Origin of the sequence: Agromyces sp. CCNWLW213 (assembly GCF_037199545.1) — a bacterium.
Lineage (GTDB): Bacteria > Actinomycetota > Actinomycetes > Actinomycetales > Microbacteriaceae > Agromyces.
Map to the genome: position 1 here is coordinate 177,709 of NZ_JBBBDX010000003.1, position 25,803 is coordinate 203,511.

Annotated in this window: 34 protein-coding genes and 1 pseudogene; 17 read left to right on the plus strand and 18 right to left on the minus strand. The window is 67.8% G+C overall.

Going from position 1 to position 25,803, the window contains the following annotated elements:
* Window positions 1–48: 48 nt before the first annotated feature.
* Together WBQ80_RS08105 and WBQ80_RS08110 are read left to right on the plus strand one after the other, a co-directional pair.
* Complete coding sequence (locus WBQ80_RS08105) at window positions 49–294, plus strand: CopG family ribbon-helix-helix protein (protein WP_336571410.1); 246 nt, start codon at window positions 49–51, stop codon at window positions 292–294.
* Complete coding sequence (locus WBQ80_RS08110) at window positions 288–635, plus strand: type II toxin-antitoxin system PemK/MazF family toxin (protein WP_336571409.1); 348 nt, start codon at window positions 288–290, stop codon at window positions 633–635. Before WBQ80_RS08105 ends, WBQ80_RS08110 begins: the two co-directional genes overlap by 7 nt.
* A gap of 33 nt (window positions 636–668) precedes the next feature.
* Here WBQ80_RS08110 and WBQ80_RS08115 read toward each other — a convergent pair whose 3' ends face one another.
* Complete coding sequence (locus WBQ80_RS08115; protein ID WP_336571408.1) at window positions 669–1,463, minus strand: alpha/beta fold hydrolase; 795 nt, start codon at window positions 1,461–1,463, stop codon at window positions 669–671.
* Between the two features lie 18 nt (window positions 1,464–1,481).
* On the opposite strand from WBQ80_RS08115, the gene WBQ80_RS08120 reads away from it, so the two are divergent.
* From WBQ80_RS08120 to WBQ80_RS08135, 4 genes are all read left to right on the plus strand, one after another.
* Window positions 1,482–2,282 (plus strand): hypothetical protein, encoded by an 801-nt coding sequence (locus tag WBQ80_RS08120; protein WP_337282514.1) that lies wholly within the window; start codon window positions 1,482–1,484, stop codon window positions 2,280–2,282.
* 101 nt (window positions 2,283–2,383) lie between these two features.
* A complete protein-coding gene (locus tag WBQ80_RS08125; protein WP_336571406.1) occupies window positions 2,384–2,914 on the plus strand; it encodes a DUF2510 domain-containing protein in 531 nt (176 codons plus the stop codon).
* Between the two features lie 206 nt (window positions 2,915–3,120).
* Window positions 3,121–3,717: an RNA polymerase sigma factor gene (locus WBQ80_RS08130; protein ID WP_337282515.1), complete on the plus strand. Its 597-nt coding sequence runs from the start codon at window positions 3,121–3,123 to the stop codon at window positions 3,715–3,717.
* Complete coding sequence (locus WBQ80_RS08135; RefSeq protein ID WP_337282516.1) at window positions 3,683–4,843, plus strand: CU044_5270 family protein; 1,161 nt, start codon at window positions 3,683–3,685, stop codon at window positions 4,841–4,843. The genes WBQ80_RS08130 and WBQ80_RS08135 overlap by 35 nt, the downstream gene beginning before the upstream one ends.
* 177 nt (window positions 4,844–5,020) lie before the next feature.
* Here the strand turns inward: WBQ80_RS08135 and WBQ80_RS08140 are convergent, their stop codons facing one another.
* From WBQ80_RS08140 to WBQ80_RS08155, 4 genes are all read right to left on the minus strand, one after another.
* Entirely contained in the window at window positions 5,021–5,521 is a 501-nt protein-coding gene (locus WBQ80_RS08140; RefSeq protein WP_337282517.1) for a hypothetical protein, read from the minus strand.
* 202 nt (window positions 5,522–5,723) lie between these two features.
* The gene (locus WBQ80_RS08145; RefSeq protein WP_336571735.1) at window positions 5,724–6,893 is read right to left on the minus strand and encodes an ATP-binding protein; all 1,170 of its coding nucleotides are present in this window, start codon (window positions 6,891–6,893) and stop codon (window positions 5,724–5,726) included.
* A gap of 171 nt (window positions 6,894–7,064) precedes the next feature.
* A complete protein-coding gene (locus WBQ80_RS08150) occupies window positions 7,065–7,619 on the minus strand; it encodes an HIRAN domain-containing protein (protein WP_336571734.1) in 555 nt (184 codons plus the stop codon).
* 127 nt (window positions 7,620–7,746) lie between these two features.
* The gene (locus WBQ80_RS08155) at window positions 7,747–8,337 is read right to left on the minus strand and encodes a hypothetical protein (protein ID WP_336571733.1); all 591 of its coding nucleotides are present in this window, start codon (window positions 8,335–8,337) and stop codon (window positions 7,747–7,749) included.
* Window positions 8,338–9,015: 678 nt separating this feature from the next.
* On the opposite strand from WBQ80_RS08155, the gene WBQ80_RS08160 reads away from it, so the two are divergent.
* From WBQ80_RS08160 to WBQ80_RS08170, 3 genes are read left to right on the plus strand one after another with little or no spacing between them, the layout of a single operon-like run.
* Entirely contained in the window at window positions 9,016–9,654 is a 639-nt protein-coding gene (locus WBQ80_RS08160) for a hypothetical protein (protein WP_336571732.1), read from the plus strand.
* Window positions 9,651–10,181, plus strand: a complete 531-nt coding sequence (locus tag WBQ80_RS08165) for an RNA polymerase sigma factor (protein WP_336571731.1) — start codon at window positions 9,651–9,653, stop codon at window positions 10,179–10,181. Before WBQ80_RS08160 ends, WBQ80_RS08165 begins: the two co-directional genes overlap by 4 nt.
* A complete protein-coding gene (locus WBQ80_RS08170) occupies window positions 10,178–10,648 on the plus strand; it encodes a hypothetical protein (protein ID WP_336571730.1) in 471 nt (156 codons plus the stop codon). The genes WBQ80_RS08165 and WBQ80_RS08170 overlap by 4 nt, the downstream gene beginning before the upstream one ends.
* 9 nt (window positions 10,649–10,657) lie before the next feature.
* On the opposite strand, the gene WBQ80_RS08175 is transcribed toward WBQ80_RS08170, so the two are convergent.
* Entirely contained in the window at window positions 10,658–11,005 is a 348-nt protein-coding gene (locus WBQ80_RS08175; RefSeq protein ID WP_336571729.1) for a hypothetical protein, read from the minus strand.
* Between the two features lie 295 nt (window positions 11,006–11,300).
* Here WBQ80_RS08175 and WBQ80_RS08180 point away from each other — a divergent pair, with 295 nt between their 5' ends.
* Complete coding sequence (locus WBQ80_RS08180; RefSeq protein ID WP_336571728.1) at window positions 11,301–11,771, plus strand: DUF4304 domain-containing protein; 471 nt, start codon at window positions 11,301–11,303, stop codon at window positions 11,769–11,771.
* Between the two features lie 21 nt (window positions 11,772–11,792).
* Here WBQ80_RS08180 and WBQ80_RS08185 read toward each other — a convergent pair whose 3' ends face one another.
* The 4 genes from WBQ80_RS08185 to WBQ80_RS08200 all read right to left on the minus strand — a co-directional run bounded on the left by WBQ80_RS08185 (window position 11,793) and on the right by WBQ80_RS08200 (window position 13,692).
* Window positions 11,793–11,987, minus strand: a complete 195-nt coding sequence (locus WBQ80_RS08185) for a hypothetical protein (RefSeq protein ID WP_336571727.1) — start codon at window positions 11,985–11,987, stop codon at window positions 11,793–11,795.
* Window positions 11,984–12,262, minus strand: coding sequence for a hypothetical protein (locus tag WBQ80_RS08190; protein ID WP_336571726.1), 279 nt, complete (start codon window positions 12,260–12,262; stop codon window positions 11,984–11,986). Before WBQ80_RS08190 ends, WBQ80_RS08185 begins: the two co-directional genes overlap by 4 nt.
* Window positions 12,263–12,422: 160 nt before the next feature.
* Complete coding sequence (locus WBQ80_RS08195) at window positions 12,423–12,791, minus strand: SdpI family protein (protein WP_336571724.1); 369 nt, start codon at window positions 12,789–12,791, stop codon at window positions 12,423–12,425.
* Window positions 12,792–12,951: 160 nt separating this feature from the next.
* On the minus strand, window positions 12,952–13,692 hold the full coding sequence (locus WBQ80_RS08200; RefSeq protein ID WP_336571723.1) for a PH domain-containing protein: 741 nt from the start codon (window positions 13,690–13,692) through the stop codon (window positions 12,952–12,954).
* Window positions 13,693–13,879: 187 nt separating this feature from the next.
* On the opposite strand from WBQ80_RS08200, the gene WBQ80_RS08205 reads away from it, so the two are divergent.
* Complete coding sequence (locus WBQ80_RS08205; RefSeq protein WP_336571725.1) at window positions 13,880–14,299, plus strand: hypothetical protein; 420 nt, start codon at window positions 13,880–13,882, stop codon at window positions 14,297–14,299.
* 108 nt (window positions 14,300–14,407) lie between these two features.
* Here WBQ80_RS08205 and WBQ80_RS08210 read toward each other — a convergent pair whose 3' ends face one another.
* Together WBQ80_RS08210 and WBQ80_RS08215 are read right to left on the minus strand one after the other, a co-directional pair.
* Window positions 14,408–14,776, minus strand: a complete 369-nt coding sequence (locus WBQ80_RS08210) for an SdpI family protein (RefSeq protein ID WP_336571724.1) — start codon at window positions 14,774–14,776, stop codon at window positions 14,408–14,410.
* 160 nt (window positions 14,777–14,936) lie between these two features.
* Entirely contained in the window at window positions 14,937–15,677 is a 741-nt protein-coding gene (locus WBQ80_RS08215) for a PH domain-containing protein (RefSeq protein ID WP_336571723.1), read from the minus strand.
* Window positions 15,678–15,948: 271 nt separating this feature from the next.
* On the opposite strand from WBQ80_RS08215, the gene WBQ80_RS08220 reads away from it, so the two are divergent.
* The 3 genes from WBQ80_RS08220 (at window position 15,949) to WBQ80_RS08230 (ending at window position 17,789) form a co-directional block, all read left to right on the plus strand.
* Complete coding sequence (locus WBQ80_RS08220) at window positions 15,949–16,398, plus strand: hypothetical protein (protein ID WP_336571722.1); 450 nt, start codon at window positions 15,949–15,951, stop codon at window positions 16,396–16,398.
* 117 nt (window positions 16,399–16,515) lie between these two features.
* Window positions 16,516–17,256, plus strand: a complete 741-nt coding sequence (locus tag WBQ80_RS08225; protein ID WP_336571721.1) for a hypothetical protein — start codon at window positions 16,516–16,518, stop codon at window positions 17,254–17,256.
* Window positions 17,257–17,285: 29 nt separating this feature from the next.
* Window positions 17,286–17,789, plus strand: coding sequence for an RNA polymerase sigma factor (locus WBQ80_RS08230; RefSeq protein ID WP_336571720.1), 504 nt, complete (start codon window positions 17,286–17,288; stop codon window positions 17,787–17,789).
* A 36-nt stretch (window positions 17,790–17,825) separates the two neighbouring features.
* On the opposite strand, the gene WBQ80_RS08235 is transcribed toward WBQ80_RS08230, so the two are convergent.
* Window positions 17,826–18,089, minus strand: a complete 264-nt coding sequence (locus tag WBQ80_RS08235; RefSeq protein ID WP_336571719.1) for a hypothetical protein — start codon at window positions 18,087–18,089, stop codon at window positions 17,826–17,828.
* A 386-nt stretch (window positions 18,090–18,475) separates the two neighbouring features.
* Here WBQ80_RS08235 and WBQ80_RS08240 point away from each other — a divergent pair, with 386 nt between their 5' ends.
* Window positions 18,476–19,381: an alpha/beta fold hydrolase gene (locus WBQ80_RS08240; RefSeq protein WP_336571718.1), complete on the plus strand. Its 906-nt coding sequence runs from the start codon at window positions 18,476–18,478 to the stop codon at window positions 19,379–19,381.
* Between the two features lie 271 nt (window positions 19,382–19,652).
* Here WBQ80_RS08240 and WBQ80_RS08245 read toward each other — a convergent pair whose 3' ends face one another.
* From WBQ80_RS08245 to WBQ80_RS08265, 5 genes and pseudogenes are all read right to left on the minus strand, one after another.
* Window positions 19,653–20,261, minus strand: coding sequence for a recombinase family protein (locus tag WBQ80_RS08245; protein ID WP_336571717.1), 609 nt, complete (start codon window positions 20,259–20,261; stop codon window positions 19,653–19,655).
* A 145-nt stretch (window positions 20,262–20,406) separates the two neighbouring features.
* Entirely contained in the window at window positions 20,407–21,399 is a 993-nt protein-coding gene (locus WBQ80_RS08250) for an ABC transporter permease (protein ID WP_336571716.1), read from the minus strand.
* 11 nt (window positions 21,400–21,410) lie between these two features.
* A pseudogene (locus WBQ80_RS08255) lies at window positions 21,411–22,442 on the minus strand (aliphatic sulfonate ABC transporter substrate-binding protein).
* A 66-nt stretch (window positions 22,443–22,508) separates the two neighbouring features.
* Complete coding sequence (locus WBQ80_RS08260) at window positions 22,509–23,375, minus strand: ABC transporter ATP-binding protein (protein ID WP_336571715.1); 867 nt, start codon at window positions 23,373–23,375, stop codon at window positions 22,509–22,511.
* A gap of 156 nt (window positions 23,376–23,531) precedes the next feature.
* Window positions 23,532–24,002, minus strand: a complete 471-nt coding sequence (locus tag WBQ80_RS08265) for a GNAT family N-acetyltransferase (RefSeq protein WP_336571714.1) — start codon at window positions 24,000–24,002, stop codon at window positions 23,532–23,534.
* A 120-nt stretch (window positions 24,003–24,122) separates the two neighbouring features.
* Here WBQ80_RS08265 and WBQ80_RS08270 point away from each other — a divergent pair, with 120 nt between their 5' ends.
* Both WBQ80_RS08270 and WBQ80_RS08275 read left to right on the plus strand, forming a co-directional pair.
* Complete coding sequence (locus tag WBQ80_RS08270) at window positions 24,123–24,911, plus strand: DNA alkylation repair protein (protein ID WP_336571713.1); 789 nt, start codon at window positions 24,123–24,125, stop codon at window positions 24,909–24,911.
* 49 nt (window positions 24,912–24,960) lie between these two features.
* Window positions 24,961–25,797, plus strand: a complete 837-nt coding sequence (locus WBQ80_RS08275; protein ID WP_336571712.1) for an SDR family oxidoreductase — start codon at window positions 24,961–24,963, stop codon at window positions 25,795–25,797.
* The last annotated feature ends 6 nt before the right edge of the window (window positions 25,798–25,803 follow it).

Sequence of the window (25,803 nt, forward strand, 5' to 3'; positions counted from 1 at the left end):
CGACGATCCGTCAGTGACACTGGCGGTATGACTGGTTATACTCGGAACATGAAGACCGCGATCTCGATTCCCGACGGCGACTTCGAGCGCTTCGAGCGTGTCGCAGCCCGGCACGGCATGAACCGCTCGGAGTTCTTCCGGCGCGCGGGCCGTCGTTTCGTCGAGGAGCTCGAGGGTGAAGCAGAGCTGACCGCCCTGGCCGACGCAGTGATCGAACGCGTCGGGCAGCCCTCGGCAGACAGCCCCTTCCTGCCTGAGTCCGAGCGCAACATGCTCGAGGCGACCGAGTGGTGATCGCCCATGGCGACGTGGTGTGGGTCGACTTCGGCTCGCCACGCGGATCGGAACCGGCGAAGCGACGACCCGCCGTCGTCATGCAGGAAGACTGGCTGCTCGCCACGCAGATCGCCACCGTCCTGGTGGTACCGCTGACGTCGAACGTCGCGCTCGAAGCATTCCCGGGCAACGTGCTCGTGCCCGTCGACGCATCCGGGCTGGGCAAGGACTCGGTAGCGATCGTGTCCCAGGTCGGACCGGTCAGCCGGGAGTTTCTCGAACCGTTTCCCGTCGGCCACGTTCCAAGCTACGTCCTCTCGAAGATCGCTGAGGGCATCCGCCTCGTCATGGGGATCTGAGCGACGACGACGAGGGTGACTCGCACCGATCCCTCAGCGAGAACTGACGAAGTCGACGAGGACAGCGCTCCAATCGTCGAACGTATCCAGGTGCGCGTCGTGCGATCCCGCATCGAGGTCAACCCGCGTGACGTTCCTTCCGCGCTCCACGAACCGGGATTTCTGCGCCTCCGTGAACATGCCGGACTCGGCGTAGACGACGAGCGTCGGCGCCTCGACTCTTGCCCATTCATCCCAGCGAGGCACGGCGACTTCAGCGAGGATCGCTACCATCACGTCGGGGTCGAACCGGGGATGCAACCCATCGGCACGCTCTTCCAGATCGTCGATCCAGGCGCGCTGCAGCGGTCCGTCCCCGAGGAACTCTTGTGCCGTAGCCCGGTCGCGGAACGGCACCGGCCAAGACCGGAAGTAGTCCCCGAGAGCTTCGCGCTCCGCAACCGTCCCATGCCCTTCGGCGCCTTCCAAGAGGACGAGCGAGCGGACCAACTCCGGGTGAGCCGCGGCGACGAGCATCGCGGTATGCGCGCCCATCGAGTGGCCAACCAGGTGCACCGGCTCCGACGTCGATGCTCGGATCACGGCAGCGACATCCCTGACGAACGCATCCCGCGTCACGCTGGGCGGGATCCGGGTGCTCAAGCCGTGTCCACGCTGATCGATGAGCACGGCCTTCCGCCCGGTGAGCGCTTTCGCCGTGGCGACGAACTCTCCGCCGCTTCCGGCCAGTCCGTGCAGGACCACGACGGCGGGCTCCTCACCAGCCCCGACTCGATACGCGACCGTGCATCCGTCGTCCGCAGTCACCGAATGCATGGCCAGGTCCATGACTCGAGCCTACGGATCGTGGCCCAGACGATCGTCGTGTGCGAAAGCGGGTCGGCCGGAGGAGTAGCCCGTTGGCGGCCTGCGTCTGTCGTGAGGCAGGCTGTCCAGGTGCCCCCTATCAACCAGAGAGCCGCGTTGGCCGCCGACCCGGACACCGCTGCGTCGATCCTGCGGGAGCTCGCATCCGACGCCTCTCCAAAGGTACGCGAGGCCGTCGCGAGCAATCCGGCTACCCCTGCCGATGCGCTAGAGATGCTGGTCGCTGATTCAAAACCCATGGTGCGCTGGGCGGTCGCGACGAACCCCAACCCGCTCGCGCGGCCCATCGCGATCGCTGCGTCAGATGCGCACACGCGCGAACTGGCGGCCGCACGCGGTGACCTCGATTCCGAAGACCTCCGCCGGCTTGTCGATGATCCGGTCCGAAGTGTCCGGCTGCAAGTGGCGAATGTGACGACCGACGCCGAGCTCGCACGCCGTCTTGCCCGGGACCCGGATCCACGGATGCGCGCGATGATCATCCACAACCACGCGCTGCCGGACGCCGAGGTAGAACGCCTCGCGCACGATCCGGTGGCCTCGGTTCGATCGTCGGCTGCAGCCTCACGGCGGCTCCAACCCGAGACGCTGACGACGTTGGCGACCGACAAGTCCGCGGTCGTCCGGTGGCACCTGCTAGTGAATAATCCCGAGCGGATCGATCTCGCACGCGTGATCGTCGATGACCCCGACGAGATGAATTCCAACCAAGCGAAGGCGCAACTCGCGAGCCCACGACAGTTCACAGCCTTCCTGGGGCCCATCGACCTAGTCGAGTAGCCGACGGCTCGCAAACGGTCCGCCAGCGACGCCCGGACGATCCCTCACTGAGACGAGGGCCACGGCCTAGCCTCGGCGTACGAGAAGGTACGGTTCATGGCATGACTGGGGTCGATCGCGAGAGGCTCGAGCCTGGTGCGATTGCGGCGGGTTGGTATGAGGACCCGGAAGCGCCTGATCTTGAGCGCTGGTGGAACGGCACCGAATGGTCTTACACGGAGCTCCGACCCAGACGCGAGGACTCCGAGCTTGTGGCGTACGTGAGGCGCTACCGGGACCTCGATCCGACGTCTCCGACGAACTGCCTCGCGGTGTCGGCGCTGGTCCAGGCAATGATCGCCCTTGCGGTAACGGTCGTGTGTTGGGCCGTCGCGGTTGCCTTGCCTACTGCGTTGTCGACGCTCGTCGGCTCGACGTCCCTGATCGCCACGGCAGGGGTCGCGGTCCTCGTCGGCGTCTGGTCGGCCGCCCTTGGAATCATCACGTTCCGCAACGCACGCCGGAACCAGAACCGGCGCTTAGGGCATGCCGTCGGCGCGATCGTCATCGCGGTTGCCGCTGTCTTGGGTGCGGTCGCGCTGCTGATCGCGCACGCACCCGCCTGGTGGGCAGACTCCGGCCTCGCCGGGTGAACGCGGTTCTTGGGCGCGAAACGACGTATCGAATCCGGAGAGCGACTCGACGCGCCCACGATCCCTCAACGAACGCCATCGGTTCGCCTGGGATGAGGGCCCGGTGGCAGCGCATCGCTGTGTTCGGCGGGCCAGTCGGTTGAGGCTGGGGCTGAGATGCAGAGTGGGATCGTGAACTCGATCGCGCTGATCCGACAAGACCTGATGTGAGCGACGATGACGAGGTTCTCGAGCGGTCGGTCGATGAGCCGGCCGTGTTCGCTGAGCTGTTCGACCGGCACTCGGGCATGGTGCACCGGTACGTCGCGCGTCGAATCGGGGTCGGGGTAGCCGACGACATCCTGTCGGAGACGTTCCTGGTCGCGTTCGAGCAGCGCGAGCGGTTCGATCCGTCGCTGGGGAGTGCTCGGCCGTGGCTGTTGGGGATCGCGACGTTGCTGATGAAGCGTCACGCGAGGTTGGAAGCGCGAGCCTGGCGGGGCATGGTCGCCGGCACGGCCGCACAGATCGTGCCGGACGCGATCGAGCTCGCGAACGATCGCGTCGACGCGGCGCGGATGTCGCGGAAGCTTGCGGCCGCGCTGCGGTCCTTGCCGGCGCGCGACCGGGACACGCTGCTGCTGTACGCCTGGGGCGACCTCGACTACGAGGGCGTGGCTGCCGCGCTTGAGGTGCCGGTCGGCACCGTCCGCTCACGCCTGAATCGGGTCCGCCGCGTCCTGCGAGCCGCGGCCGGACGTTCTGCAGATGAAGAACCGGAGATGGACCATGGACGAGTTGACCCTGCTCCGCAACGCGCGTAGCGACGTGCCGCCGCCGAGCGAGGCGGCGTTGACCAACGCCCGCGCGGCACTGTTCGATCGCATCGCACTCGAGGTCGACCCGGGCGCTCGCACCGCGCGTGCCCGCGCCGCGGGTCGGACGCGCCGGCTGGTCCGGCACCGGCCATGGCGCTCCGCCGGGTTCGCCGGTATCGGCACCGTCGCGGCCGCCGGGCTGATGGCAACGCTGGTGATGACGAACGTGGTCGGCCTCGCCGGGTGGCGAGGCGGCGCGGACGCCGCAGCCGCCGCGGTCCTACAGGAGGCATCCCTCGCCGCCATTCGGAGCGCCGACCCGGTGGTCGCGCCTGGCCAGTATCTGAAGGTGGAGACCACGGCCGTCTACGGCGCCACGGTCGTCGACGAGGACGGCACTGCCGCCAGCTACCTCACGATCACGGACGAGGACCTGTTCATTCCCGCCGACCGGAATGACGAGTGGATTTGGTTGCGTCCGCTGTCGCGCCCGTACCAGACGTTCGGGCCGGAATCCGAGCGGTTCGCGGCCGCCTCGTGGGAAGGCGTGGTCGCCGAGCGTGGTGAGGACTACGGCGAACACCTTCGCGCGCCCGGCGGCGAGTTCTACGGATCGCCGAACCTGAACGACCCGGAGTCGCTTGCCGACCTGCCCCGGGACCCGCACCGGCTGTTGAACCACATCTACCGCACCACGATCGGGCAAGGCCCCTCGCCTGACGGGGAGGCCCTGGTCTGGATCGCTGACCGTCTTCGGATCGGCGCCATCCCAGCCGACCTGCGAGCGGCGATGTACCAGGCAGCCGCGTTGATCCCCGGTGTCACCGTGACCGAGGAGCAAGCAAACCTCAACGGCCGCACCGGCATCGCGATCGGACGTCTCGAGGGTGCGAACGGTCTGCGCCAGGACCTCATCATCGACCCGGACACCGGGCTGCTCATCGGCGAACGCGAGGTGCTTGTCGAGGACCCCGGCGACAGCACGTTCCCGATCGGCACAGCAATCGCGTGGACCGCCGTCGAGACCTCGGTCGTCGATTCCGCCCCCGCCGGCGGCACACCCAACGGCGCCCTCGATGACCAGGGATGCACCTCGACCGGCAACGGCTCGTTCGCCTGCCCATCCAACTGACCCGGCTGAGAGGAATCACCATGACCCACGCGATCGATCCCGCCACAGCAGCCCTACCGCCGACGCAGCCGATCGACATCAGCGCCTACCTCCCCGACCCCGCCGACGAGCCCAGCGGCTGACCGATTCACGGACGATCCCTCATTGAGGATTGCGCGTGCACATGCCGGATGCGGGTCAGCCTCGCCCAACGCGCTCGGTGAACTCCTCGGCGCTCAGCTCCGGAGGTAGCGCCAGCAGGAAGTGCTCGCCTTCAAGCGGTTCGGCAACGGCCACCGCAGAAAGCACCTCGCCCCCGACTTTGATCACCAAGCGAGCGTCGTCTCCAGCCTGCGCGGCGTTGGTCGTGGCTGACTCGAGGAGTTCTGCACCCTCGCTCGTGAGCGTGACGTCGACAGCGTTGCCCGCCTCCTCGCCGGCGGCCGCAACGGACTCGACTCCAGCCCGCGAGAAACCTGCATCGGGCACCACCACGTACTCGCCATTCACGTCGACGCACTCCGACGCGGAGTCTGCAGCGCAGGTCTCCGACACGGCAACCTCAATGGCTCCCGCCGTCGCGCCCGGATCTGCCGCTCCCGCCCCGCCCGCGCAGCCGCTGAGAAGGAGCACTGCTACTCCGACACCACTGACCTTGCCGACAAGAGATCTCACGGACGACGCCTCCTCATTGAGCACCGGTGCGAGCGCAGGTGCGCGCGAAGCCATCACGCTACCGGTCGGAGGCTCCAGACGGCGGCCCGACCGCGATGCATGTGAGGAACTTCGCACGGTTCCTCCCGCCAGGAAGCCGAGCCCGCCGGAGTGCACGGACGATCCCCTTCTGCGACGAAGGTCGCATCAGGTGCTGTGGGTTGGGTTCGTCGTCGATGGTGGCCGATCAGGCGTCGATTTGTCGTTCGATGAATGCGGCCATCCCTGGCACGGTGAAGGCGACGATGCCGTGCTCTGGCGCGTACACGAGGCCCTTCGCGATGAGCGCTGCACGTGTCGGGCCGAGGCTTCTCGGTTTCCGCTTCAATCTTGCTGCGACTTCACCGGAGGAGCTCCCAGCATCGCCATCCGCAGCCATCGCGCGCAGGTATCGCTGTTCTGCAGGCGTCGCGCGGTCCCATCGCGCACGGAAGAACCCGTTGTCGAGTTGATTGTTGCCTCGCAGGATTCCGATCTGGGCGTCCTGTTTGCCGATGATCGGCCCCTCAGCAACGTTCCACGTCTCCTGCCCGAACTGTTGGAGAAAGTAGGGGTACCGTCCGGAGGCTGCGACGACGAGGGCGACGGCTTCGTCGTGCCAGCCGGCGTCCTCCTGGGCGGCAGGGATCGTGAGAGCCTCAGTAACGACGTCCGGGGCGAGCTGCTCGATCTTTGTGTACTGAAACCGCTCTGCGTAGGACTTTGCTTCGGCAAGGATTCGGGGAAGGCTCGGGAGACCCGCGAATGCGAACAGCACGCGCCAGTTGTCCTGGGCAGCAGCGTGGGCGATGATGCAGAGCGTCGTCAGCTCATCGACCGTCAGGTCCTGGGCCTCGTCGACGAGAATCGCCAGGCCGCTACCTTCCTCTTCGGCGGCGTCAGCCAAGTCATGAACAAGCTTCTTCAGGTCGGTGTCAAGGATTCCCGTGTCGGCGCCGCCACCGGACGCGCCGGCAAGGTCGAGTCCGAAAGTCCACGTCCCCGTCGTGTCGTATGACGCCTTGAAACTCAGGGCCGTCTTCAGAGCCTTCAGGAGTCGTCGGCCGGCCGAGGGACGCGCGAGATCCGAAAGCGGGGCGTACAGGGCCTCCCCCAGAAGCTCCCGGAGGCTCTTGCCGGTCCCCGCCTCGATCTGGGCGACGATCCACCCCTTCTTGGTCGCGGCCCGACGGAACTCAGAAAGCAGCACGGTTTTCCCCACGCCGCGGAGCCCGTAGAGCACGAACGGTTGATCGATGCGGTCAAGTTCGGCTCGTGCGAGCGAGATCGCCCAAGCATGCAACGCGTCATCGCGGCCAACGAGCGCCGCGGGCTTCCTCCCGGCACCCGGGGAGTAGGGATTACGGACCGCATCCATTGCATCTCCGATGTCTAGGAATATCTATGCAAGTATACCGATTCGGTAACCCTTGACAGATTTCACTAGGTTCGACTGTGTCGATCAGCACTCGGGCCAAGGCGCCCGCTGGGCGCGCAGACGATCGCCGAGTGAGACCTTGTTCGTCAGCCCCGGACCGGTATAGCCGAATCACCGCATTCGGCGGACAAGGTGTTCCATGATCGCAGGAGATGAGGCGACGACCTTCGGAGGGTCGGCAGCGATGCCGATCGCTTGCAACTCGTCGCCTCGATCGAGCACCTTTGCGACCCCGGCAGCCATGCCCTTGTTGAAGTACCCGACACGCTGACCGTCCTGATGGATCGCGACAGCGTTCCTGTCGTACGGGTTGTCGGGCTCTCGGACGAGCTCCACAACCCCAATCCTCAGCGCCCTGGGAGCATACGCATCCCCGCGGATCCGGCAACTCCAGATTCCGAGCCCGCGAAGCTGCCTCGTCGCCACGTTGACGAGCTTCCCGGTCGAGTTCTCCGCCAGCCACCATGCACCGCCGTGACGCGTGAAGTACAGCGGCGGCATCCCCTCGGCATCAGCCACAAGTAGCTCGGGCATGAGTTCGGCACGGAGGTACGGTGACTCGTATCCGTCCGGAGGACTCTTCGAGGGCCCCTTCATCGTCGCTCGAACCTCGACCGCCGCTGGCGCCTCAGCAGAACGCTTCTTGAACCAGTCTCTTACCCCCATGCCCGGGAGCGTACAAGCCGACCAGGACGATCAGCGTGCACGCTCGGCGCGTCCAGTTCGAGCGCAGCCGCAGCTGAACTGAGCCCACCGGGTCCTTTGACTCGCCGCAGCACTGATGCGGGACGCTCTACTCCGTGGACCACCAGTCCCACTTACCGTCTTCAACTACGAGGGTGACCGCGACCTCGTCGCCGTCATCGAAGAACGTTGTGCACGGCCACTCTGTGCCGTCATCCAGAGACGTGACGCCGTCGCATATGGTCTCGACGGCACGCCAGGGTGCGTCGTCTTCCGCAGCTTGCTCGTTCCATCGAAGCGTGATGGTGTCCTCTATCTGATCGACATCGCTGGCGATCCATCCAGCTCTGAAGGCGTCAGTGCTGATCACGAAGAGCACACCTGCGCCAAGGACTGTCAGGGAGCCAACCACAAGGGCTGTGATGCCGCCCGCTCTACTTGACTCTGGGCGCCTCGGTCGCGCAACCGCTAACACCCCGAGCGTTAGAACTGCGGCACCAGACAAGGCCAGCATGCTCGGCGCAAGGGACTGGAAGGGCGCGGACAACACGGCCGCGACAGGCGCGACGGCGATGCCCGTAATCGCCCATGCCCTGGTGAAGACCGATCCGTTCGATAGCCACAGCGCGACGAGACCCATCACCAGAGCAACGCCGCCACCGAGAACGCCGATACCAGGAAGAGGGATGCCGAGCGGCACGCTGGCTATCGCGAGTACTCCCGCTGCCAACGCGAGTGCACGCGCACCACTTGGCGTGGGATTCGGCGCGTATGAATTCCACGGCCGTCCGGGCGGCTGGGGTTTCGACCCCGCGTACGGGTTCCACGTCGGATTGGTCGGCGGCGGACTTGTCGGCAGGCTGGTGCTGAACTGCGGCTGGAACAGGTTCCCGACAGCAGGAGGCGCCGGGGCACTTGGAGCGAAGGTCTGCTGATCCGCGGCTCCAGTAGCCCACTGGGGTGAAGCCAACTGGTCCGCTGGCCCCCGTGGGACGGCCGACGCATCGGCATTCTTCGGCGCGGCCAACCATGCCGTGTACGCCCCCTCGAGGCGCCCATGGTCAGCCAGCAGCCAAGAAGCTTGCTCGTCGGTGTACATCAATCCGAGTAGCTGCCGTGCAGCGGGATTCGACATCGCGTTGCGGAACTGTTCTAGATCGGTGCCGCTCACCCGAACGCCTCTCGTCGTACTGCTGTGCTCAGTGACCCCCGGGTCATTTCGAGAGTAGTGGCCAGGTGCCAGTAGTGATCGGTTTGGATCGTCAACCGGGCGCGGAAAAGCATCTTCGACGGCTCGCAGTTTGTTTGATCGGGTCGTTAAGGTTAGGCCGGTTCCGGACATGTACTTCTCGAGGGCAGATCGGACGAAAGGTTCGCGGTGGGACAGCTGGACGACGTGATACGGCGCGCAGCGCCGCCGCCGCTCGGCACGGATGCCGTGCTCGCAGCGGAATCGCAGGAGGTGGCACGCAGCGTGGCGGCGACGGCTCGGCCGCATGTCAGGAAGTGGCGCCACGCGTTCGGCGCGTCAGCGCTCACGCTGGGGTTGCTCGGGCTGGGTGTGACCGGTGCAGTCGCGGGTCCTGCGTTGTTCGAGTGGGTAGGCTGGGCACCGGACGCCTCGGCCCAGCGCACCTTCGTCATCGACGAGAACTCGACGCTTGGACCGTGCGAGGTGGTCGCCCGGGTGGTCCAGGAGGGCGGCGTCACCGAGGATGTCGCGGAGCGACGGACTGAGGCAGCCCGGCGGTTCCTGGCGGAGCAGGACTGGGATGTCCTGACGGCCTCGATCACCGCAGACGACATCGCAGCGGAGATGAAGGCCGAGCAGGTCCACCGGATGGGGGCGAGCGCGGAGGGCGCGGAGCCGCCCGAGGTCTCGGCCGGCCTCGCTGCGAGCATGCTGATGGGCGACCGGATGCGTGACGAGTTCATGCGGGCCGGGCACCTGCAGCCCGGGGTTTCCCTGGAGATGAGTGGGCGCTGTGAGACTCCGGTCGAAGGCCGCGATCAGTGACGGTGGGAGGGGTGCGACCGGGCGGAAGCACGCTGCTGGAGAGCGCGTTCGTCGCGAACTCCGCCGACTTGTTGTCCTACTTCGGCCGGAGGGTGTGCGTGCCGGCCGATGCGGCGGACCTGCTCGGCGAGACGTTTCTCATCGCGACCAGACGCGTTCAACGGATGCCGTCTACGCCGGAGGAAGGACGGATGTGGCTGTTCGGCATCGCCCGCCGCGTGCTCGCGAACAGCAACCGGTCCATCGTGCGTCACGCGAGCCTGGTCGCGAAGCTTCAGGAGCGATTACGCACATTACCGACCGAGCAGCCCGACGTTGAAGCGCTCGACGTTCGAGCCGCCCTCGAAGCGCTCCCGGCGGGCCAGTCCGAGCTCGTCCGGCTGGTCCTGTGGGATGGGTTCACACTCCCCGAGGCCGCTGCCATCCTCGGCGTCAGCGAGTCGACCGCGCGAGGCCGGTACCAGCGCGCCCGAGCCAAACTCGCCGCAATCCTCGGCGAGCAGCGATACGAACGGATCAGCAGATGACCCAATCCATCCACCACTCGGCCGCCGCGGCCCTACACCGACCCCTGCCCCGCCGCACCGGCATAGCCCTCGCCGCCGTCCTCGCGGCATCCGTGTTCACCGCCTGCGCCACAGGGAACGGCGGTGGATCGGAACCACAGCGGGACGACGCCGACGCCGTCACAGCAACGGATGCCTCACCCGAGCCGACTTGGCCGACGATCAAGGAGTCCGGTACCGGATCCACCGTTGTCGCGTTCACGCGCCCCGACGAGCGAGCCCGGTATCTCAAGTTGAACTTCACCTGCACAGCGGGCACCAGCCGCGTAGAGCTCAGGGAGGACCCCCGCGTTCGGATGAGCGGCACATGCGACGGCGGTCAGGGTTACCAGATGAACCTCCCGCCCGGCGTCGACGACCTCCACCTCGACATCACGCTCGATCCCGGCGCGTCGTTCGAACTGCGCGGCCGGTTCACCCAAGAGTGAGCGCCATGGTCAGTCGAGGATCACGGACCAGTTCAGAGCCAGCGGTATCGCAGCCAGCACGGCGAGAACGATGCCAGAGACGAGAACCTTACGATGTCGAGCCTCGACTGCAATCAGTACGGCAAGCAGCCCGATCGCGACTGTGATCAGGACGGCCGTCGTCCATAGCATCGGATCCGTTCCGGGATCGATGGGGTCGGTCGGCGAAGTACCGAAGAGCCGAGCGTTCTGCACACCGATGATGGACAGTCGCACCGCTGCGACCACGGCGGGAACGAAGACACCTGCAACGAACACGACGAACGACAGCAGCCGAGAAAGCTCCGTATCACGTTCCAGATCTAGAGAACCCGCCACACTGTCCCCTTCGATGCACTTCGCCTATGTCTACTAGCAACGGCGTTGACGCGCACCGTTTGAATCATCGACGTCGACTGCAGGCACCGCCCGCGGCGTGCGAATACCGCCCGGTGGCCGGACGTATGTCGTCCACTCTGACGGCTACCCAACCCCACGACGACGCCGTCGCAATTTCAGAGAACGTCTACCGGAACTAAGGCGCCCGGATCACGCATCGGCGACGCCACGGACGATCCCTCAACGGGCATCGCCCGCGGCGGCGAGTCCTCCCCGCTGTATCGTGCGAGACACCATGGTGACGCGGAGAGATCCAGTACAGGCGACGTTTGACGAGTTCGGCGCGAAGCTCGGGCTGGAGAAGCGGGCTCGGACTTGGTATCGCCGTTCGCCCGACGTGGTGAGCATTCTCAACCTGCAGAAAAGCCAGTGGGGGGCGCAGTACTACGTCAACGTGGCGTTCTGGTTCACCGCTTTGGGAGCGGAGGGATTTCCGAATGAGCGTGAGGCGCACGTGAGATCACGCTTGGACGCCCTGCTTGGACAGGCGGATGCAGCGGAGCTGACAGCGTTCCTCGACCTGGATGCACCGATTCGCGAGACTGAGCGAATGGCGGGACTGCTCCGGGTGCTCGACGGCGAGCTTGCACCGCTGTTCGGGACGTTCACCTCGGTCGCCGCGTTCAAGTCTCCCTCCGGACGCGAACTCTTGATGCGCGCCCTGGTTCGCCGCGAGGCGCAGCCGCTCGTCGGTGCGGACACCTGACGCACGACCCGAGGGGATCCCCTATCGCTCTCGGCGCAGGACCCACAGCAGGATCACAATGAAGAGGGCCAGAACGCCCAACCCAGCGAGAAACAATCCCCAGCCCCAGGGTGCACTCGAGATGACCAGCCCCAGTCCGAACAGTGTGATCGACCCGCTGATGACGACGTTGAAGATCGCGCCGTGCTTTGACAACGGGCTGAGATCGAGGTTCATTCGCCACCCCACAGCGACGGCCCCAGCCAGACCGCCACCGCGAACGTCACTAGTGCCAGACCCGACAGGATGAACAGCGTCCCGCCGCCGACGGCGAGCCAACTCACAGTTCGGCCGATGGTGGTCTGCTCGTCTGCCGTGGGATCGATCCTCGTCGCTATCCGAGATCTCCTTCGGATGACGAGTGTGCCGACACTCAGGGCGAACGCCGCGATCGCAAGCAGCCCAATCACCTTCTCGGGGGTGGGGTCAAGGATTGTCGCGCCCAAGCTCATTCCGTTCGGGTCAGTTGCGCGCGGCGAGGAGGAGGCAGCGCACTCAGGTACGGTATCGGAACCGCACCGCCGCTCCATGTCCGGTAACCGGTCCGCCGACGATCCCTCAACGAGATCCCTCAGCGGACAGGTGCGGTTAGCTGGCGCGAGTACGTTCGCACTATCTGATGCCGGCCGCCGCGTAGGCGGAACCCTCTGCGCCGATCTTGAAGATCAGCACCGCTGCGGTGCCTGACGCTCCGCCTGCGATCGTCAACCACCAGCCGAGCCCGTCTTCCGCGCCCGCCAAGAGGCCTGCTCCTGCGAGCAGGGACGCCAGTAGGGCTGGCACCGCAGAGCGGAGAATCCACGGCGCGGCAGCCTTGTGCGCGCGTTCCCAGACGTTTCCGTTGCGGCGCGTCACGCTCGTCGCGACACCGAGCCACCGGTTCGGGTAGAACCGACCTGCACGAACGCGCACGTACATGAAGAAGCAGCAGGCGGCGCCCAACCCAAACCCCGCACAAATGACGAATGCAAGCCGATCCACCGGGAAATCATAGATCGTCGGGCGTCCCGACCCGGACGCCGTTGCGATCCTCGGCCCGCCCTCAGTATCGAGCCCTGGAGCGGGTCGAGGTCCGCTCGCGACGCCTGGACGATCCCTCAGCGCGACGACCGGGAGCAGAACGGCGTCACCTGATCACGGTCTAGATCACTTGCGATACGGGGACGTCCCGCCAGGCTCGGATGACCGCTGCCCCGCGTTCAACGACGTTCGCGTGGGCGTTGCTCGCGTAGAGAACGTGTTGCGTGCCATCGGCGAGCGTGAGCCGCAGGGCACTGTCCACGTCCATACGCAAGAAGAACGTGAACATGAACGACACCCACCAGTTCGCCTCGACGACACGTACGTCGATCACATGTCGCCGTTCAAATCGCTGGGAACGGAAATACCCATGCGCCACGAGCTTCGATGGTGTGAGCTCGACGCCGTGCAGGATGCTCCGCATCACGAGCCAAATCAGCAGGACAGATCCGACCGTGAGCGAGACCGCGATGAGCAAGCCGACGAGGTTTGGCGGAATCGTCGGATTCCAGCCGAGCGCAGTCGGGATCGTGAACGGGACGAACGCACCGAGCAGCCCGCACACCGGTGCGGCGATGACGGTCCAGAATCGCCACCGATTGCCGAGCTCCCATACCACCAGCGGCGCGTCAGCGACCGGTCGCGATGGGTGAGCGAGCACGCTGGCGGGCGGCATCATCAGCGCGAACATCGCACCCGCCCACAACAGGACCACAACGGCGGAAAGCGGAATGTCTGCGCCGAACGCATACTCGCGGCCGCCGACCCCCCACACGAGGATCGCGCGGATGAGGAACCACCCGGATGCCGCCATTCCAACCGCCATGATGAGCGGCGACAAGCGACGCAGAATCCAGTACACCCGCGGAGGTGTGGCCCACTCGCGGCGCCGCACGCGAGCCCTGGTCATCACCCGAGGAGCATACGTCACGTCGAACCGCCCGCCGACGACACGACTTTACGGGATCCCTCAACGCGTCACTCTGGTGCGGGTCGCCCTCCCGCGGCATCAGCGATGATGGCTGTGAGCCAAGCGGAAGGGTCGCATCGTGGAGGTCCCGAGGGTTGAGGCGGCGCTGCGCGCACTCCAGCCCCGACAGGAGGGAGTGAACACTGATCTCGGAATCCGTGACGGCGCCGGATTTCTTCGGATGAGGCGCACTACTGCACCTGAACGATGGGCAGTTGTCTGGACTCCGGGAGACAGGTGGATCGCTCTTGACGTCGATGGTGGCTTCTCGCTGAACCACTTCGATGAGGAGATCACGGATGACGAGCTTCGACGGGTGCTCGAGCAGTACGTCGATATTGGTCTCGCCTACGTCGTCGGAGAAATGGCGCCAACGTCTCCTGGACTGTTCAGAGCGCGCGTGCTTCGCGTGAAGACGGATGCCGGCCATTTCGATCTGCGGCAGAGCATCGCGGCAGCCGTCAAGGACGTCTTCGGGGTAGGCAGAAGTCGGCGCTGAATGCGATCCCGGTTCCGCGCCGACCCGGGACTGTCCGCGCCGCACGGCGATCCCTCAACGAGATCCCTCAGCGGACAGGTGCGGTTAGCTGGCGCGAGTACGTTCGCACTATCTGATGCCGGCCGCCGCGTAGGCGGAACCCTCTGCGCCGATCTTGAAGATCAGCACCGCTGCGGTGCCTGACGCTCCGCCTGCGATCGTCAACCACCAGCCGAGCCCGTCTTCCGCGCCCGCCAAGAGGCCTGCTCCTGCGAGCAGGGACGCCAGTAGGGCTGGCACCGCAGAGCGGAGAATCCACGGCGCGGCAGCCTTGTGCGCGCGTTCCCAGACGTTTCCGTTGCGGCGCGTCACGCTCGTCGCGACACCGAGCCACCGGTTCGGGTAGAACCGACCTGCACGAACGCGCACGTACATGAAGAAGCAGCAGGCGGCGCCCAACCCAAACCCCGCACAAATGACGAATGCAAGCCGATCCACCGGGAAATCATAGATCGTCGGGCGTCCCGACCCGGACGCCGTTGCGATCCTCGGCCCGCCCTCAGTATCGAGCCCTGGAGCGGGTCGAGGTCCGCTCGCGACGCCTGGACGATCCCTCAGCGCGACGACCGGGAGCAGAACGGCGTCACCTGATCACGGTCTAGATCACTTGCGATACGGGGACGTCCCGCCAGGCTCGGATGACCGCTGCCCCGCGTTCAACGACGTTCGCGTGGGCGTTGCTCGCGTAGAGAACGTGTTGCGTGCCATCGGCGAGCGTGAGCCGCAGGGCACTGTCCACGTCCATACGCAAGAAGAACGTGAACATGAACGACACCCACCAGTTCGCCTCGACGACACGTACGTCGATCACATGTCGCCGTTCAAATCGCTGGGAACGGAAATACCCATGCGCCACGAGCTTCGATGGTGTGAGCTCGACGCCGTGCAGGATGCTCCGCATCACGAGCCAAATCAGCAGGACAGATCCGACCGTGAGCGAGACCGCGATGAGCAAGCCGACGAGGTTTGGCGGAATCGTCGGATTCCAGCCGAGCGCAGTCGGGATCGTGAACGGGACGAACGCACCGAGCAGCCCGCACACCGGTGCGGCGATGACGGTCCAGAATCGCCACCGATTGCCGAGCTCCCATACCACCAGCGGCGCGTCAGCGACCGGTCGCGATGGGTGAGCGAGCACGCTGGCGGGCGGCATCATCAGCGCGAACATCGCACCCGCCCACAACAGGACCACAACGGCGGAAAGCGGAATGTCTGCGCCGAACGCATACTCGCGGCCGCCGACCCCCCACACGAGGATCGCGCGGATGAGGAACCACCCGGATGCCGCCATTCCAACCGCCATGATGAGCGGCGACAAGCGACGCAGAATCCAGTACACCCGCGGAGGTGTGGCCCACTCGCGGCGCCGCACGCGAGCCCTGGTCATCACCCGAGGAGCATACGTCACGTCGAACCGCCCGCCGACGACACGACTTTACGGGATCCCTCAACGCGACGGCCGTGAGCGTCGGGAACGGGTGTTGTCACGTTTCCGTCGTGGTGGACATGCCTAAGGTGTGAGCCTTGTTCGTGTGAATGTCCGGGTAGTTCGAGCAGCCGGGGCTGGGATCGCTTTGCTCGCGGCCCTGCTAGCGACGGTGGCTGCCTTTATGAACTTCTTGATTCCCGCGACGAGTCGATGGGGCTGCAGCGAGGCCATTGGCCAGACGTGGGAGTTCTACTGGCAAGGTGTCGGATTCATGCTGACCGGTGCGGCGCTCTGGTGGTCGGGTCGCGCGATGGGGTGCGGCGTGCGCTGGGTCGCAGAGCTCGCAACGGCGATCGTGGTGGTCATCGCAGTGCTCGCCGCGCTGACATGGGGGTTGTCCACACTCGAGTTCACCGTTCCGGATCAGGGCCCCAGATGTCCTGGCGGCCGCCCCGTCGAGGTCTGGGTGGCTGTGGCGCTTCTCGCACTGGGTCCGTTCCTAGCGATCTTGATCGCGGCGGCGACCGTCTCCGCAAGAAGGTTGCCCTTCTGGGCAAGGCTCGTGGTCGGCGGAGCTGGCGTTGTAGCGCTGGCCGTGTTGCTCGGAGCCGTTCTGGAGCCCACACGGTGACCCGAGTTTCAGTCCGGCACACTGGAATCTTCCTCTCTGTAGAGTGCGAAGCTCAGCCGATCCCCTATGAGAGCCGGCGGGCTGTCACGTTCCGCGGTTTCCCCGACATGGAGAGGTATGACCGACACCGAAGATGATGCGGACGCGAGGATCCAGGCGCTCGGGGCACTTCGCTTGTCCCCGCCCGTTGCCCGGGAACTTGGCGAGCTGACCCGGGCCTTCGAGGATCCGCGGCTGCGCGCATCGCTCGATCGTGCAAGCCGTCGCGAACGCACGGTGGTCCGGGCGCGAAGGATCATCGCCGGAGCGGTCGTCGCGTTGGCAGGGGTGGGCCTCGCAGTGCCAGCGGCAGCTTTGACATCTTGGCTGGCCAGGACAGGCGAGTTCGGAAACCCGGCGGTCAATACCGAGGAAGACGCCACCGAGTGGATCGACCTTCGCGCACCGGATGCACCCGAGGTGGTGGTCGAGGCATATCCCGCCGAACTGCGCCTGCCCGAAGGTGTTACTCCGGAGGACGCCATTGCCAGCGTCACCCGGGTCTTCGAGAAGATGAGTGACGGTTTCGCGCAGGAGGGGCTGATGACCTCGACCTACGAGAACTTCGCTCTCTGCGCATGGACCGCGGACTGGCTCGACGCCGACGCTGATGCCGACTCTGCGCGGGGGAACCGCGCCGCGGACTGGCTGTCCGATCCGGCGAACTACCCAACCATGGTCTCGCAGGACATCACCGGAGACATCGTCGCCTCGATCCTCGAGTACACCGCAGCCGGGCGGGCCGGCCAGATGGACTCGGTGAGCCAGCTCTACAAGGTGGCGTCGTGTAAGGGGTTGCTCGAGGGAGTTGAGTGGTGACGGCCGACGCGGTGAAGGATTCACCTTCCGTGACCGCCACCTTCGACGACAACACTGAGCAGTTCATCCGATCGGTCGCAAGCGACCTGCTGGGCTACTTCGCTCGCCGGGTCAGCCCCGCTGAGGACGCCGCCGACTGTCTCTCCGAGACTCTCCTTGTCTTGTGGCGGCGCCGTGATCGACTTCCGATCGAACACGACCAGCGGCGGGCATGGAGCTTCGGCATCGCCCGAAACGTCCTCAACGCTCACCGCCGCACTGCCGCGAAACGGCTCGCGATCACCGAACGGCTGCGCACTGAGCTTCGACAGCACCCGATCGCACCGGCCAGCGATGACGACCGGGCCATCACCGCGCTAGCGTCGCTCTCGCGCCGCGACCAAGAGCTCATCTGCCTGATCGCCTGGGAGGGCTTTGGCGTCGCCGAGGCAGGCGCAGTGCTCGGACTGCGCGCCGACGCAGCCAGAGCGCGCTACTCGCGAGCTCGACGACGCCTCCGCGCCGAACTCAACGAACGCCCGAGCGTCCGATAGCCGGTCCGCTCGCGATGCACACCCGATCGTCAATCGCTACGCATTCGGGAGCGTCGGCACCACTCCAAAGATGAGGAGTGCGCCCCACAGTGCAGTGGAGAGTCCGGCAACGATGTAGATCACTCCCATCGTTCTGTACCAACGCTCGAGGCCCTCGACCGACGTTTCTCCGTGGACCATGCGAAGGAATCCGTTGCGGTAGTTCCTTCGCGCCAACGCGAGTGCGCGCCAACGCATCCACGCGCCAACCCCGATGATCAGACCGGGGAAAGCGATCGCGGCGAGCACGGACGACTGCATGTCGGAAGCGTAACGCCAGCGCGATCGTGCCCGGCGCGCCCGATAGCCGGTCCGTCGGCGACGCATGGACGATCCCTCGACGCGAACATCTAGATGGCGCGAACGGGATCAGAACCGAGCGGATCTGCTCCGGTCAGAACGGACGCTTCCATGCCGTGCCGGCATGCGCGGAAGCGTCGGGGTCGACGTATCAACGCTCGCCGTGCAGCGATTCGTCCGTGTCGCCATGCCGGCTACGCATTCGCCGTCCGCGAATGGCGAGCCAGATCATAACCACCGCAAGGCGCGCTCGTGCTCGGGGATCCAGTCGGCGATGCCGGCATTGACGGCCCGATTCACGAATATCTACTATGGCCATAGTGCACCCCGGGCCGAAGGGGGTCGTCATGACTTCACCCGAGCCACACATCACTCCAATCGACGTCGCGGCATGGTCGCCGCCGCTGCCGGAGGCCCCCGGCTTCGACCACCTCGTCGTCGCGACGCCCGGCCTTCGTACTCACGTCGCTGCGGTCGGCGGGGGCGAACCTGTGGTGATGTTGCACGGGTTCCCCCAGCACTGGTGGCAATGGCACGCCATCGCGCCGGTCATTGCTGCACGGGGCTACCGCGTGTACTGCCCTGATCTGCGCGGAGCCGGCTGGACCGCGGCCGACGATCCTCGCATCGAACGCGAGAGCCGGCTGCGCGACCTGCTCGCCCTCCTCGATGCGCTCGACATCGAGCGCGTGCACCTCGTCTCCCACGACATGGGCGTGATCACTGCCATGCAGATGACCTATGACCATCCGGATCGGGTTCGAACGGCGGTGCAGCTCTCCGTGCCCCCGGCCTTCATCAGGTTCAGCATCAAGGTCGCCCCGGCCTTCCGGCACCTGCCCCCGTACTTCTGGCACCGCCCCGGCGCCTCACTGCGCGCAACCTTCTCCGAGGAGTTCGTCGCCCACCCGATGCCGCAGCACGTCGTCGAAGCCCATCTCGCCCCGATGCGCCGCTCCGACATCGACGCCGCGGTGCGTCCACTCTTCCGCGGCATGGCACTACCCGAAGCGATGCGCATGGCCCGCGGCGTCTACCACCGGCGGAGGCTCACGGTACCGACGCTCGTCGTGCTCGGCCGCCCCGGTCATCCCTGGACCGAGGAGATCATCGGGCGAGTCTGCCGAGATCCGGAGCGGTACGCCGATCACGTCGAGTTCGCCTACGTCGATGACGCTGCGCACTTCATCGCTGACGACGCCCCCGCCGAAGTCGCCGGCCTTGCGATCGACTGGTTCGAACGCGCCGCCTGAGCCGGGCCAGGTCGTGCACCGGATGCCGGTGGTACGCGATTCCCTACGTTCACCGACGCCCTACCGGCGGGCGACAAGCCTCGATGTCGTGCCATTGCCACCAGTGCTGGGGGAACCCGTGCAACATCACCACAGGTTCGCCCCCGCCGACCGCAGCGACGTGAGTACGAAGGCCGGGCGTCGCGACGACGAGCCGGTGGACTATCGACGACGGCGAACGGACGACGGTCTAGCGAAATCGCTGCCCCGCGCGCAGCTCGCCGCCGCCCGGTCACGTCACCGACGGTTCGTCGTGCCCCTCGACGCCACCAGCGTGTCGCTGAATCGTGCGGTACACCGTCGCTCGCGACACGTTGAAGATGTCGCTCAGCTCGGCGCTCGTATGCGTGCCGTCCCGATAGACCTGCATGAGCAGTTCCTGCTGCGCGATCGACAGTTTCGGTGCCCGCCCGCGCAGCCGGCCCTTGGCGCGCGCGACCTGCATGCCCTCCCGCGTGCGGGCCCTGATGAGGTCGGATTCGAACTCGGCGACCATTGCCAGCACGTTGAAGAGCAATCGACCGACCGGGTCGTTCGGGTCGTGGATGGACCCGCCGAGGTTGAGTCGGACGTTCTTCGCCGTCAGCTCATCGACGATGTCCCGCGCATCCCGGAGGGATCGTGCCAGTCGGTCGAGCTTCGTCACGACGAAGGTGTCCCCGTCGCGACAGGCGGCCATGGCCTGTCGGAGACCCGGGCGGTCGCGGTTGGTCCCCGTCAGGCCCTGATCCGTGTAGATGCGGTCGGCCGTCACCCCGAGACGTTGAAGTGCCTCGCGCTGCACCGTGAGGTCCTGGTCCTGTGTCGATACGCGGGCGTATCCGATGAGCAACTCGTTCATCCTCGCAGCGTGCGCGCGCCCTCGAAGACCGGCAACCGATGGGGTCAGCAGATCGGTGTTCGCAGATGACCCGCCCGAGAAACTGCCCGGTGAGGGCGCCCCGTGCGAGACGGTGTCCGGATGCCCGCCGCGCCGTGCGTGCGGCTCACGCCCAGCGGCGGATCGCCCACCGCTCGAACAGCCCGACGATCGAGTCGGTGAGCTTGCCGAGCACGGCGAGCAGGATGATCGCGAGGAAGATCCGGTCGATGCGGCCGTTCTGCCCCGAGTCGAGCAGCAGGAACCCGAGGCCCATCGACGACGCGATGAGCTCGGCGGCCACGAGGAACAGCCAGGCCTGCGCGAGCGCGAGGCGCAGCGCCGAGATGACGGATGGCACGACCGCCGGCAGCTGCACGGTCGCGAACAGCGGCACGCCGCGCAGGCCGAAGGCGCGGCCGGCCTCGAGCAGGCGCCGGTCGACGTGCCGCAGCGCCGCCGAGACGATCGTGTAGACGGGGAAGAACGCGCCGATCGCGATGAGGATGATCTTCGACTCCTCGCCGATCTTGAACCACAGGATCAGCAGCGGCACCCACGCGAGCGACGGCACGGCACGCAGCGCCCCGAGCGTCGGCGCGAGCAGGATGTCGCCGAGCCGCGACAGCCCCACGATCGCGCCGACGAGCAGGCCGAGGGCTGCACCGAATGCGAACCCGAGGAACACGCGCTGCGTCGAGATCGCCACGTACTGGCCGAGGAGGCCGCGCTCGGCGAGGTCGACCGCGGCGAGCCACACCATCTCGGGCGAGGGCAGCATCGACACGGGCACGAGCCCGCTCGTCGACACGAACTGCCACGTCGCGAGCAGCGCGACCGGCAGCAGTGCGCCGCCCACGACGACGAACCAGCGGCGTCGGGTCAGCGGGCGCCGGTCGCCCCGTCCGCGCGACCGGCGGGCGACGGATGCCGCGGCGCCGGCGTCCCGACCGTCCGCCTCCGGTCGGGCGTCGACGCCCGAGGGCCCGTATCCGCCGTCGACCGCGACCGCCCGTCCGGAGACGACGACGGGCGCCGCGAAGTGCGGGTCGACCGAGCCGTCGGGCAGGCCCGCGGCATCCGTCGTCGTCGTCTTCGCGGCATCCGTCGTCATCGTCATCTCCCGGAGGGCTACTTCGCGAAGCGCGCCGGGTCGGCGTTGGTCGCGAACTCGTCGTGGATGATCGTCTCGAGCGCCTCGTCGACCTGCTGCTGCGACGCGACGTCGCCGAGCTCGACGAACACCGGGCCGATCTTCTCGAGCACGGCCACCTGGGCGTCGCCGGGCACGTTGTCGATGTCGAGGTTGGCGCGCTCCTCGATGACCTTGGTGGCCACCGCGAGGTCGAGGCCGGCGACCTCGGCGAGGATCTCCGCAGTCTCCTCGGGGTTCTGCTCGGCCCACTCGCGCGCCCGCTCGTACGCGTCGACGACGAGCTGCGCGACCTCGGGCTTCGACTCGATGAACGACTCGGTCGCGTTGAGGAAGCCGTAGCTGTTGAAGTCGACGTTGCGGTAGATCAGGCTCGCGCCCGCCTCCTCGGCGCCGGCCATGATCGGGTCGAGGCCCGCCCACGCGTCGACCGAGCCGTTCTGCAGCGCGGCCCAGCCGTCGGCGTGCTGGAGGTTCTCGACGGTGACGTCGTCGGCCGACAGGCCGGCCTCCTCGAGCGACTGCAGCAGGAAGAAGTACGGGTCGGTGCCCTTCGTCGCGGCGACGGTCCTGCCGGCGAGGTCCTCGACGTCGTCGATGTCGCTGCCCGGCCCCGCGACGACCGCGGCCCACTCGGGCTGCGAGTAGATGTCGATGACCTTGATGGGCGAGCCGTTCGAGCGGGCCAGCAGTGCGGCCGAGCCGGCCGTCGAGCCGACGTCGATCGCGCCGGCGCGCAGCGCCTCGTTCGCCTTGTTCGAGCCGGCCGACTACACCCAGGTGACCTCGACGCCCTCGGCCTCGAGCCAGCCCTGGTCCTTCACGATGAGGCTGAGCGGGTTGTAGGTGGCGAAGTCGATGTTGAGCGTCTGGCCCTCGACCGAGGCGGCCTCGTCGGCGACCGCGGGCTCGGCGGCCTGGTTCTCGCCGGCCACGCAGCCCGAGAGCAGCAGGGCGGACGTGGCGGCGCCCGCGACGAGCGCGGTGCGGAACAGGTGGGTGCGGGACATTCGGTGCTCCTTCGGTGCGGGTGGTTCCGGCCGGCGCGGCGGGTGCTGTGGTCGCGCCGCCGGTGGTCAGTACGGGAAGTGGGGGATGGTCGTGGTGGCCTGGATGCCGCGGGCGGTGCCGTGGCGGTCGATGCCGAGTCCGTCGAGCAGGCGCCCGCGGAGCTCGGCGAGCTCGGCCGACCCGCGGTCGCGCGGGCGGCTCCCCGGCACGACGACGGTCTGGCGGATGCCGGCGCCCGGCGTCTCGCCGTCGGTGCCGAGCAGCACGATGCGGTCGGCGAGCTGCAGGGCCTCGTCGACGTCGTGCGTGACGAGCAGCACGGTGGTCGGCTCGGCCCGATGCACGTCGAGGAGGAGGTCCTGCATCTTCAGGCGCGTGAGCGCATCGAGTGCGCCGAACGGCTCGTCGAGCAGGAGCACCTCGGGATTGCGGGCCAGGGCGCGGGCGAGCGACGCGCGCTGCGCCATCCCGCCGGAGACCTCGTGCGGGCGGTGGCCCGCGAAGTCGGCGAGCCCCACGAGCCCGAGCAGCCGCGCGACGTGCTCGCGGCCCTCGCGCCGGTCGGTGCCGCGCGGCAGGCCGAGTGCGACGTTCCGCTCGATGCTCCGCCACGGCAGCAGGCGCGGCTCCTGGAAGCCGACCGCGCAGCGCACGTCGTACGGCGCGACGGGCGCGTCGCCGATCGCGACCTCGCCCGAGGTCGGGCGGTCGAGTCCGCCGGCGATCCGCAGCAGCGTCGACTTGCCGCATCCGCTCGGCCCGAGGATGGCGACGATCTCACCCGCCGCGACCTCGAGGTCGATGCCGCGGAGCACCTCCCGCTCGCCGCCGTCGGGAGCGGCGAACGCGCGCCCGAGCCCGCGGAAGGCGACGGTCGCGGCCGTCCCGCGCCCGGCGTGAGCGGCCGGCGCGGCGGGTGCGATGGTCGACATGGCGGGCTCCGGTGGATGCGAGAGGGTACGGTCCGGTCGACGCTACCCAGCCCGCCCACCCGCGGCAGGAGGGCGCGAAGCACGGCGTAACCTCAGCCGCAACACGGCGTCACAGAGCCACCGGATGCCACGGGCCGGCCCCGCGGCATCCGGTCGTCAGAGGCGCTTGGCCATGTGGAGCGACGCCGGCAGGTAGCCGAGCGCCCGGTACAGCGCGATCGCGCCCTCGTTGTACGCGAACACGTTGAGCATGAGCGAGCTCGCGCCATGGGAGCGCGCGACCTCCTCGCCCGCGATCATCGCGCGGCGTGCGACGCCGCGGCGGCGGAACGGCTCGTGCACCATGAGGTCCCACACCCACCAGACCGAACCCTCGTCGTCCCACGGGCCGATCCACAGCCAGCCGGCCTCCTCGTCGCCGAGCCGGACGGTGTGCAGCAGCTGGCCCTCGACGATCCGGCCGTCGGGGAAGAACCGCTCCTCCGACGCCCGCCGGCCGGCCGCCGCCTGCTGAGGCGTGTCGCCCGCCTCGCGTCGTGCCTGCTCGTAGTGCGCCATCGCGACGGGCAGCCACGCCGTCACCTGCTCGTCGGACATCCTGACCAGGGTCACCCGCGGTTCGCTCATCGACTCATCGTGGCACCGCGCGGGCGCGCGGGCCAGAGGATGCGAGCCGGCGAGGGCACTCCACCGCCTCGAGGGCGGAGGACCCGCCGGCACGTCCGAGGGCGTCGCTAGCATGCGGGCATGGCCCCGCCGACGGATGCCGCGAGCCCCACCGCCGACGACGTGCGTGCGGCGCTCGCCGAGGCCGCCGACCCCGAGCGCGCCGCGGCGACCGCGCGCTACTTCAAGACCGGCCCGGGCGAGTACGGGGAGGGCGACCGGTTCATCGGCGTGCCCACCCCCCAGTTGCGCGCCGTCGCGCGGCGATTCGCCGAGCTCCCTCTCGCCGGCATCGGGGCACTGCTGCGCAGCCCGGTGCACGAGCATCGCGCGGTCGCGCTCGTGCTCCTCGTCGCGCGGTTCGATCGGGCGAGCGCCCGTCGCACCCGCGACGACGGCGAGCGTGCACGGCTGGCCCGCTTCTACCTCGACGCGGTGCGGGCCGGGCGGGTCGACAACTGGGACCTCGTCGACCTCTCCGCCGACCGCGTCCTCGGCGAGTTCGTGCGCGATCCGGGGGCGACGGAGGCCGCGTCGCAGGCCGGCCTCGACCCCGACCTCCTCGACGAGCTCGCCGCGAGCCCGGAGCTCTGGGAGCGCCGGGTGGCCGTGATGTCGACGTTCGCGTTCCTGAAGCACGGCGACGCCGCGCCCACGCTGCGCCTCGCCGAGCGCCTGCTCGACGACGCGCACGACCTCATCCACAAGGCCACCGGATGGATGCTCCGTGAGGCCGGGCGTCGCGTCGGCCGCAGCACGCTGACCGGCTTCCTCGACCGGAACGCCGCACGGATGCCGCGCACCATGCTCTCGTACGCGACCGAGCACCTCGATCCCGCCGAGCGGGCGCGCTACCGCGCGATGCGCTGATCCGGGTCCCGGCAGCCGGCGGCGTCGGCGGCTTGCGAGAATGGTCGGCATGGCGAAAACCGCGCGGGGCGCGAACATCCTGATCACCGGGGCCGCGGGCGGGATGGGCCGCATGTACGCGCAGCGGGCGGTGGCCGAGGGCGCGGCATCCGTCGTGCTGTGGGACCGCGACGCCGCCGCGCTCGCGCGCACCGCCGACGAACTCGGCGACACGGCGCGAGGGCTCACGCAGGTGCGCTCGTACACGGTCGACGTGTCGGAGCTCGGGGCGATCGCGAAGGCCGCGCACAAGGTCCGGCGCGAGGTGGGCGATCCCGACGTGCTCGTCAACAACGCCGGCATCGTGCGGGGCAACCGGTACTTCTGGGAGAGCCACGCCGGCGACGACGTGCGTCCGACGATGCTCGTCAACGCACTCGCGCCGATGTACGTCACGCACGAGTTCCTGCCCGGAATGATCCGCTCGGATCGCCCGGCCCGCATCGTCAACATCGGCAGCGCGGCCGGGACGCTGGCCAACCCCCGCATGGCGGTCTACGCCGCGTCGAAGGCCGCGCTCAACGGGTGGAGCGACTCGCTGCGGCTCGAGCTCCGCCAGGCGGGGCACGACCACGTCGCCGTCACGACGGTCACGCCGTCCTACATCTCGACGGGCATGTTCCACGGTGCGCGCGGGCCGCTGCTGGCTCCGATCCTCGAGCCCGAGTACGTGGTCGACCGGGTGTGGCGGGCGATGCTCGACGGGCGTGCGCTGGTCGAACTGCCCCGCAGCGTGCGGCTCTCCCGCGCACTGCGCGGCCTCCTGCCCACCCCGGTCTTCGACCGCGTCGTCGGCGAGGGCTTCGGCGTCTACCGATCGATGGAGGAGTTCCGCGGGCGGGACTGAGCGGAC